This is a genomic window from Aquimarina longa SW024 (assembly GCF_001401755.1).
In the GTDB taxonomy this organism is placed as follows: domain Bacteria; phylum Bacteroidota; class Bacteroidia; order Flavobacteriales; family Flavobacteriaceae; genus Aquimarina; species Aquimarina longa.
In genome coordinates, this window is record NZ_AVQK01000054.1 from 1 (window position 1) to 9786 (window position 9786).

The window sequence follows — 9786 nt, forward strand, 5'->3', positions numbered from 1 at the left end:
ACCACACATTAAAAACCAAAATATGGAAGAAAAGACATTGGATGAATTAATTCAAGAAAAAACAGATGATTTAAATTCTGTAACAGAAAATGAAGAACTTGAATTGAATGAGGAAGATAGTAGAAAAATAGTTTGGCAAGCAAAAGATTTTTCTATTCGTGAATTTGCTTCAATGTTACAAGATGGAGATTTAGAATTACAGCCTGAATATCAAAGAAAATATGTTGCTACACCAAAAATTGCAAGTAAACTAATTGAATCTGTAATTATGGACGTTCCAATACCTGTAATTTATCTTGCAGAAGAGCAAGACGGAACTTATAGTGTAATAGATGGACAACAAAGGTTAACTTCATTTTTATCTTTTATAAATGGTAAATATCCAAACGGAGACACGTTTAAATTAACTGGATTAAAAGTTTTCAAAGAACTTAACAGGAAAATATTTGCTGATTTAGAAAAAGAACATCAAAACAAGATTAGAAAAACGACTTTACATACAATTGTGATTAAAAAGGAATCTAATGAAGATGTTAAATTTGAAATATTTGAAAGGTTAAATACAGGTTCTATAAAACTTAATGAAGACGAAATAAGAAATACAGTTTATAGAGGAGAATATATAAAACTCTTAGCTGAACTTGAACAAAGTGAAGTTTTTCATAATGTAGTTCAAAAAGACAACTATAAAAAACGAATGATTTATAGAGGTATGATTTTAAGGTTTTTTGCTTTAAGTGAAAAATCTCATTTGAATTATCAACCGAGTATGAAACAATTCTGTAATAAGGAATTAAGAGATAATCGTTTTTTATCAGACGAAAAAGCTAAAGAATATAGAAATAGATTTAACGACTGTATTGATCTTGTAAAGGTGGTTTTTGGAGAAACAGCTTTTAGAAGATATATTCCATCTGACAAAGAAAGAGACCAAGGAAACTGGACAACTACACGAATTAATATGGCACTTTATGATATTCAAATGTGTGGATTTGTGCATTTTTCAAAAAATGAAGTTTTACGAAATGCCGATTACATTAGAGAAGCAATGATTGAACTAATGATTAACAATCGAGAATTTAGTGATGCCATTTTAATCCAAACTTCTAACAAAGATGTTCTAAAAAAACGATTTAATATTTGGCTTGAAAAGTTAGATGAGATTATTGGAAATAACGGATATGAACAAAGAACTTTTTCATACCAAGTTAAAAAAGAGCTATTTGAAAAAAATCCAGTTTGTGCTATTTCAAAACAAACAATTCTTGCAATTGAAGATTCAGAAGTAGACCATATTATACCATTTTCAAAAGGTGGAAAAACTGAAATAGAAAACGCTCAATTAGTTTTAAGATACTTTAATCGAGCTAAGAATAATAATGAAAATTACGAATAAAAAAACGTGTGGTAACAACGTGTATAAGTAATAAGAGGTAATTGCTTAACCGAAAATTGGTGCTTATTTACAAAGTCCGCCAAATTTGCAATTTGAAAATTAAATAGAAAAAGAAAATAGTAAAATTGCAAATTTGGCTAAGTGTTAAATCCGAAAATTATTGTATCACTAATCCCTTACTACTCATACACAAACCGTTACATGCAATTACAATATGGAAAACTTCGGAGATAAATTATACCAAACTATAGCAGACGCTAGAAGTCTTCTTTTCATGCAAGGAGAGATGGCTCAATTGACATATACTTCTTACCAAAAATTTGTTCAGTTAATAGAAGAAGAAAAAGAAGACAAAATCTCCATTACATACCCAGTTGGATATAAAGCGGATAATACTCCAATTAATTCAACACATAATTACACTAAAGAAGAATTAATTTCTAGATATAATTATTTAGCCCTATCTAAACTCCCTATTGATGGATTATTTCAATTAGTAACCATTATAGAATCCTTACTTGGAGATATTGTGCGAAACACTCTCATAGAGTACCCAGTAAAAATTTCTAACAAAAGAAAGGTAGATACAGAAACTGTTTTAAGTGCTAAATCTTTAGATGAAATTAAATTTGCGATTGTTGATTCTATTCAAAATGAACTTGCATATAAATCCCCAAAAGAATATGCCGAAGAATTCAACAAACTCGTTAGTGTAAACTTATTAGAACAGCCCCCATATCATAAGTATATAGAATTGAAAGCAACTCGAGACATTCACATTCATAACTCTGGTATAGCAAATGATATTTATACTTCAAAGGCTGCAACTTTAGCCAGAGTGAAATCAGGTGAGCATTTGCCTGTCGATGTACAGTATTTCCTGCAATCATATGAATGTTGCCTTCAATTGACCGAAATATTAGAACAAGAACTAAACAAAATATGGCCTAGTCCAAAGTATAAGGCATACAAAGAATCAATTGCACCTGAGGAAGAGAAAGAGGATAAAGTTGAACAAGTAATAGAAGAAGCAAAAGAAGAAATAGAAAAGAAAAGCATGTAACACTGTATATAGCAAATAGGGCGTTCGTTGGTATACGAAAGTTCAGTGCTATTTACCAACACCGCCAAATCGTTGATTTGGCTTTTAAGAATGAATAAATTAAAAACAAAATACAACGCTTTGGCTCAGTGCAAACTTGAAAGTTTATCGCTTTCTACTGCCCTACTTGCCATATACTAAACGTTGGCAATAATTCCTCACATAAAGAAACTCTATTAACTTCTTAAGCTAACAGAAAAAATTTTAGAGTAAATTGGAAGTGAAAATTTTACCGTTAGTCAGAATTTGATACAAAAACTAAATAATTATGATAAAAAAAATTTTAAATACCTTATTCAAAAAAAAAGAAATATTATTTCTAGAAGACCTAAATATTAAAATAGTTGGTGACTTAAAAAAAGTGAATAGTTCTTTAACTTTAGACGGTGGATCAAAAACATTGTATTTAAAAGACTCTCAAGGAAATAGTTTTGAGGTATTTCTTCCTTACCATAAAATCACAAAAAAAGGATTTACTAAAGGAAGGATGCACTTAAATAATTATCCTATTAAAGTAAGGTCAAAAGAAGAAGCACAATTATTAGGACAATTATCAAATATAATAAAAAAGGAACCTAAGAATTCTATGGTTAGAGATATAGTTAATTTTGTTAAATCTGAAAAATATATTGAAATCTCAAAAAACATTGAAGAACAAATAACTTCACAAAAAGAAAATAATTTTGATATATCTATTACCGAAAAAGATAATGTGAGTTATAAAACAATTGACAATCATCAAAAAGCTATTGACTTATTTAATAAGGGAGAACTATCTAAGATATATCTTACACCCTTGGAGTTTGGTGGTATGGAAATGCCTATGAATATTCTTTATGTACCAAAATCAACTCAAATGCAGAAAAAAGAATTTGATAATAAAGTAGAAGAATTATTAATGAAAGGACAAAAATTAGGTTACTCCGCTTCACCTGAATATAAAGGAACAAGTATAATCCCATCAACATTAACTATTAATACTTCTGGAGAAAGTGAATTGAAAAAAATTATTAATATCTGGTAACCCTAATAAAAACTATTGCCAACAATGGCTATAAGTAATTGCTTATTCTCGTCTACTTCTGAAAATTCTCTCGGATTTTCAGTTTGGTGTGTACTTGCAAAGTTAAGTACTAACCCACGCAACTACTCATAGCCGAGACCGTTATATGCAACTCCAAAAACTTAAAACCGTCTTTAATTAGTGAATGAATAATATACAAGACTTAAATATCGAAAAGGAAATACTTCCTTTATTTGACAACACTATAAACAAATTTTCTAGTGCTAAAATACTTGAAATATTAAATCAACCATTAAAAAGTATTGAGGAAATTAAGTTAAGGCAGCATATTTTTCGTGGATTTTCTGACAACAATAAAATACTCAAAGATTATTCGTATTCAGTTTCTTATCTATTAGAGGTTTATCATTTCCTCAACAAATATGATTTGGACGAACTATCTGAAAAAAAGTTTAAGTATAGGTTTTTGACTTCAAAAAAAGTGAAAGTTGAACATAAAGCCAGGCTTTCTCAAATGATATTACTTTTCCATAGGCTAAATGCTTTTTGTTTTTCGAGGTTAAGCTTAAATGCTTTTCCGAAAACTTATGAGAAAAAGCTTCGTGAAATTATTGATTTCCTATCGGTATTCAACCTTGAATACTATGACAACTTAATTAGAGAATATAAATTTAAAGATTACGAGATCATTGAAGTTTGCAAAAAGATAAATGAGTTAAAATCAAAAGATAAAATTTCTTTATTTTGGGAAAATTTATTTTGCTTTGAAGCGTACTTTTCAATAAATCAAACTATTGAACAAAGAAATTTTGCGTTCCCCGAATTTGGAAAAAAAATTGTTTTAGAGAATTTTTATCATCCTTTGCTTGAAAAACCAGTGAAAAATGATTTCAGTACTTCAAGTAATGTCATACTATTAAACGGGGCAAATATGTCTGGAAAATCAACATTTCTAAAAGCTATTGGCTTATCAATTTATTTGGGGCATATTGGAATTGGTATACCTGCGTTAAATGGCATAATTCCGTTTTTTGAGAACTTTTCAATTGGAATAAATCATAGAGATGATATTTTAAATGGATATAGCCATTTTATGACAGAAGTTCAAAATCTTAAAAAAGTCGTTTTAAAATCATCGGAGGAAAGCTGTCTCGCTATTTTTGATGAACTTTTTAGCGGAACAAATTTGGAAGATGCCTTAGAGATTTATAAAACTACAATTAACGGACTGGCGGAATTTAAAAGTTCCTTGTTCTTTATTTCAACTCACATTCAGCAATTAAAAGAGACTAAATTAGATGGAGTTTCTACATTCCATATTGACTGTAAGTTGATTAATAATACACCTACTTTTACTTACAAATTGAAAGAAGGATGGTCAAATGTAAAAGTTGGAAGGATATTATTTGAAAAAGAAGGGCTGAATAAGCTATTAACTAAAAAAGTATACATATAACACTGTATAACAAATCATAGTCGCCTAACGGCAGACTACGCTTGTTATACTTAACGTTATATGCAAGCTTGACCAACCATAAGATCAAATAACATGAAGGCAAAATTAAAAATCAACTGTACTTTTTTACTAATATTATTAATAGTTAGTTGCAAACCTTGTAAAAATATAATTCCTAACCATGAAACACTTAAATTACCTGAAGGTTTAGGAGTATATTATCCTGGTCAAACAATATTAAATAGCCAACCTGGAGAACCTTTAGATTCAATAAAAGAAATTGAAATTTCTAATCGTAAAGAACCTGGCGGTACATTAAATGTTACTTCCAAAAAGAAAATCTCCAATTCACTTGAAGGTAGCTTAAAAGAAATTTTCAAAGCCGATGTTGACCGAGGTAAAATTCAATCTATTAGTGTTGAATTAAATAACATGTACAAAATACTTGGAAAAAAGGATGAAGTTTATGGAAGTGCGAATGATGTAATAGTAATAAAGAATGTGTTACTATCGGATGTTGAAATTAAACTAGAGGTAAAAGACACAACTTCTTTAAAAATTGATGTTGTAGAAGAAAAAATTGAAGGAAAATTAAAAGCGAAATTAGAAAAAAGTGGAGATAACAAATTCGATTTTACGGCATCTGACCTAGTAGTTGGAGTTCAAACTGATTATGTCAAAAATGTTTCAGAACAAGAGTATCAATCTACTGATAAATTCATATTAAATAACAATTATAATCGAGTACTTTCTATAATTCCAGTAAGCAAAAACTTTAAGAGACCTACTGAAATCACCTTTAATTTTCCAGAAGTAGAAGAAGCACATACCGAATCCAACAAGAGAGATGTTCAAATAAACATTTTCGGAACAGGTGCAGTCATTAAAATCAATAAGACCTTGGAACTAAACAATCTTCAACCTTTTTCACATATAGTTCCAGGAACTGGCAAAAAATCGAAAGACAAGCTTATTGTCTATACTTTTGATTTTGTGAGACTATCAAAATCAGAAATGAATAATTTGAAAGAATCTGACAATGGAATGCCAATGAAAATAAATGTAAATCGCTCTATGAAAAAAATCAAAGAAATAGAATCTGGTTTAATAATTTTATGCGAATAAAAAGCCAGCATATAACAATGGCTATAAGTAATTGCTTGTTCTCGCCTACTTCTGAAAATCCTCGCGGCTTTTCAGTTTGGTGTGTACTTGCAAAGTTAACCGCTAAACCACGCAACTACTCATAGCCGAGACCGTTAGCATTCAGCTGAAGAAAATATATGAACATTCAAAAATTTATTGAACTAGAAGAAACAAAAGATAGTATTCTTCAAAAACTGAAATATTTACGAAATGGTGGACTTAACGAATACATAGATTATGTTTTGTCTGAAATGGGTTTGAAAAAATTACCTCAAAAAAATGATGACCAAATAATTCAACAGATATTATCTAAAACACCAAACGACTTAAATAAAAAAGTAGCTTCTAAAGAACATTACAAAGCTCATTTGTGTGCTCTTAAAAACGTTTTCGAAAAAATGTTATTGAATGACGGTTTCATCGAAAATATTGAAAAGTATAATATCGAGGAAGGAAAAGATATGGTTATTTACAACTATTATAACTTACTAAGAGAAATACTATTTGATTTAGCTCTGTTCATTCAAGACTATAAACAGGTAATTAAAAAAGAGAATCCCGAGAAGTTTTCAGTTGGCAAAAACCTTTACCAAAGGGATTTTTCACTTTATCAATTAGTTCCTCAAATAATTTTTGGTCAAGTATCATTTCATTCTTTTATAGAAAGAGAGCCAAATTTATCAATTGCTGTTATTCGTCAATTATTAGAGTTAAAAATAAGACGTGGATTTGGAATTATGGGTACTTACGATAAATCAAAAGATAGTTTTGAACCTTTACCACTAAGCCAAATATTTGACGAGCTAAAATTATTCAAGAACGATATAGATTTCGCCATTCCTCTTGAAAACATAATAAGAATAAATGGTTGGGCTAATATTTTTATGCACTCAGGTATGAAAGATTACACTTGGACATTAATTTTCGTATTTAGGTATATGCACGAATTTATAAAAGGCAGAACCATTAATGGTAAATGGAAAAGTAATTCAGGGATTAGAATAAAACAAACCACTCTTGACACCATAATAGGCGGACTTGAATTAAAATTAATAGAAAAAAACGAAAATTTAATTTTACATAAATCAAAACCAGATATTGATATAATTACGTAATAAGCCGAAATGCTAACAATGTATAAAAAACATAGGGCATTTGTGCTAAACCGAAAGGTCTGTGCATTTTAGCAAAGTCCGCTAAATATAAAATTTGGCATTTATAGAAGAAAAGATAAAAACAAAATATTTATATTTAGCTAAGTAATAAATCGAAACGAAAGTGCTAATCCGATGCCCTACGTTTCTTATACTCACCGTTAGCATTAATTAAAAACGAACTTTGGAACTAAACAACAAACTGAAGGAATTTATAGAAAATCAAGAATGGATTTTTGCAAAAACTTACGCAAAAACTTATCCTCACGAATATATTGTACAAGAAAGAGTCGATAATAATTTGTATTTAGAATTAGCAAATCATATTGACACATTCGGTTACGAAAATTATTTCTACCAAAAAAAGCAAGTCTATTTTGATTATAATGGTTACACATATTGGCATATGGAAAATATAATCAATCGTTGTGTAATTGCTGACACCTATCACGAAAGAATAAAAAACGGAAGATTACCCGAAATTTTTAAAGAATAATATGCAATCATTATTAGGTCAATTTTACAACAGAATTAAAGGTTCACAAGAAGATATTGCGTCAGAAGGTTTAGTTTATATTTTAAAACAATCTTTAGAAAGCAGAAAAGTTATTAATCAAATAGTCAAAGTAAATACTAATTTGATATTTTCAGACTTATCTTTTCAAACTCAAAATGTTGGGAAAGATTTAGAAAGACCTGATATTAGTGGAAAAGATGAAAATGGAAAAGAAGTTTTGCTTATCGAAGCTAAATTTTGGGCTTCATTAACTCACAATCAACCAAACGGATATTTAAAAAGATTAAAAGATAATACTGTTTTAATTTTTCTTGTTCCAACTTTACGAACAAGAACAGTTTTTGAGGAAGTGAAATCTCGAATTTTAGAGGAAAATAAAGATTTGGAAATTGACACAGAGAATTTAAAAATATTAATTAAATCTTCAAACAAACACATATTTATAAAAAGTTGGAATGAAGTTTTAAACTCAATCAAGTCTAAAATTGAGCAAACCAACAACATCAATTTAATTTCGGATTTAAACCAAATTATTGGACTTTGTGACTCAATTGATCAAAATTCTTTTCAACCAATTACAGACGAAGATTTATCACCAAAAATTGCGAAAAACATAAATTCGTATTACGAAATTGTAGATAAAGTTGTGGATGAATTAAAGAACAGAAACAAGGGAATATCGACAAAAGGATTAGTAAAAACACCACAGAGATATGGTTATCACAGATATTTTGCAACTGCCGAATTAGGAATGAATTTTGCTCTTAAATTAGACTTGTGGGAAAAATGTGCAGATACGCCATTTTGGTTATCAATTGGCGGAATAACTGAAAAAGGTTGGGATTTAACCGAAAAACTTACTCAATCAATAGAAAGTTTGAGTGTAAGACAAAATCTGACTTTAGTTCCTCATCCAAATGGGAAAGGAATTTTTATAGGCTTGAAACCAATATTATTTGAAACAGAAGATATTGTAATCGGAAATTTTGCTGAACAAATTGAAAGAATAATCGTAGAAATAACTAATGCTAACATTGGCTATAAGTAATTGCTTGTTCTCGTCTATTTCTGAAAATCCTCGCGGATTTTCAGTTTGGTGTGTACTTGCAAAGTTAAGTGTTAAACCACGCAACTACTCATAGCCGAGAACGTTGTGGTTAATTTAAGAAAATGACGATAGAACAATTAAAATCGAACATAAAATGGTGGGAATCCAAAAGATGGATTTATAATGTTGCTGTTGGACTTTTCGGAATTTTTGGAATTTACGATGGACTTTCAAGAGGAGAATACTCTTGGACAATAGACGACACAATTGGAATTATTATTTGGGGAATTGGAGCAAATATTTTTTATTCATTAGGAATTTTATTGGAATTATTTGACTGGTATTACCTGAAAAACAAAGTCGGAATTAAAAGGTTACGAATGGTATTTTTCATTATCGGAATTTTATTCAGTTGCTTATGGACTTTATGGTGTAGTTGGCTTTATTTTGCAAAACCACATTTATGGTAAAACAAATCAAGAAGTCTTAAATGAACGAAATCTATTTATCTAAAATAAATGAAGAACAAAATCGAGAGGTCATTGTCGAAGGAGATTACCATTCTGTTTGGGCTTATGTCTTGAAACATTCGGAGGAAAGTATCGGAATTGAATTTGACGGATTTATATGTTCTCGTGGAACTCTTGTTGAGTCAAGTAAAGAAATAAAAGACTATATCAATAATGCTATTTCTGCGCCATTAATGAAAAGGTATTCGAATGAATTCTCTATCCAACGAGAAATTGAAAATAAGGATATAGAAATTGATTGGAACGGAAACGATTAAATCAGGTTTGGGTCTCTGATATTACTTACATTAAAACCAATAAAGGATGGTTATATTTAACAACATTAATTGATCTTTATGACCGTCAGGTGATAGGTTGGTCATTGAGTACTTCTTTGTTTACTGATCAAACCATAGTACCTGCTTGGAAAATGG

Annotated in this window: 10 protein-coding genes and 1 pseudogene; all 11 read left to right on the forward strand. The window is 29.5% G+C overall.

All coding sequences use genetic code 11. From position 1 onward, the window contains the following. Positions 1-1396 (forward strand): GmrSD restriction endonuclease domain-containing protein (locus N456_RS08405; protein ID WP_062055888.1); only part of this gene is annotated, 1396 nt, incomplete at its 5' end. A 214-nt stretch (positions 1397-1610) separates the two neighbouring features. After that, positions 1611-2459, forward strand: a complete 849-nt coding sequence (locus N456_RS08410) for a hypothetical protein (protein ID WP_062055890.1) — start codon at positions 1611-1613, stop codon at positions 2457-2459. Positions 2460-2766: 307 nt separating this feature from the next. After that, a complete protein-coding gene (locus tag N456_RS24845; protein ID WP_205410261.1) occupies positions 2767-3522 on the forward strand; it encodes a hypothetical protein in 756 nt (251 codons plus the stop codon). Between the two features lie 184 nt (positions 3523-3706). Then, positions 3707-4978: a MutS-related protein gene (locus N456_RS08420; RefSeq protein WP_062055892.1), complete on the forward strand. Its 1272-nt coding sequence runs from the start codon at positions 3707-3709 to the stop codon at positions 4976-4978. A 93-nt stretch (positions 4979-5071) separates the two neighbouring features. Continuing rightward, complete coding sequence (locus N456_RS08425) at positions 5072-6103, forward strand: hypothetical protein (protein WP_062055894.1); 1032 nt, start codon at positions 5072-5074, stop codon at positions 6101-6103. 158 nt (positions 6104-6261) lie between these two features. Next, complete coding sequence (locus tag N456_RS08430) at positions 6262-7239, forward strand: hypothetical protein (protein ID WP_062055896.1); 978 nt, start codon at positions 6262-6264, stop codon at positions 7237-7239. Between the two features lie 223 nt (positions 7240-7462). Continuing rightward, the gene (locus N456_RS08435) at positions 7463-7774 is read left to right on the forward strand and encodes a hypothetical protein (protein ID WP_062055898.1); all 312 of its coding nucleotides are present in this window, start codon (positions 7463-7465) and stop codon (positions 7772-7774) included. Position 7775: 1 nt separating this feature from the next. Then, positions 7776-8843 (forward strand): hypothetical protein, encoded by a 1068-nt coding sequence (locus N456_RS24345; protein WP_062055900.1) that lies wholly within the window; start codon positions 7776-7778, stop codon positions 8841-8843. Between the two features lie 122 nt (positions 8844-8965). After that, the gene (locus N456_RS08445; protein ID WP_062055902.1) at positions 8966-9313 is read left to right on the forward strand and encodes a hypothetical protein; all 348 of its coding nucleotides are present in this window, start codon (positions 8966-8968) and stop codon (positions 9311-9313) included. A gap of 20 nt (positions 9314-9333) precedes the next feature. Next, the gene (locus N456_RS08450; protein WP_062055904.1) at positions 9334-9630 is read left to right on the forward strand and encodes a hypothetical protein; all 297 of its coding nucleotides are present in this window, start codon (positions 9334-9336) and stop codon (positions 9628-9630) included. Next, positions 9630-9786, forward strand: a pseudogene (locus N456_RS23720) (DDE-type integrase/transposase/recombinase); the annotation flags it as partial. The gene N456_RS08450 and the pseudogene N456_RS23720, both read left to right, overlap by 1 nt.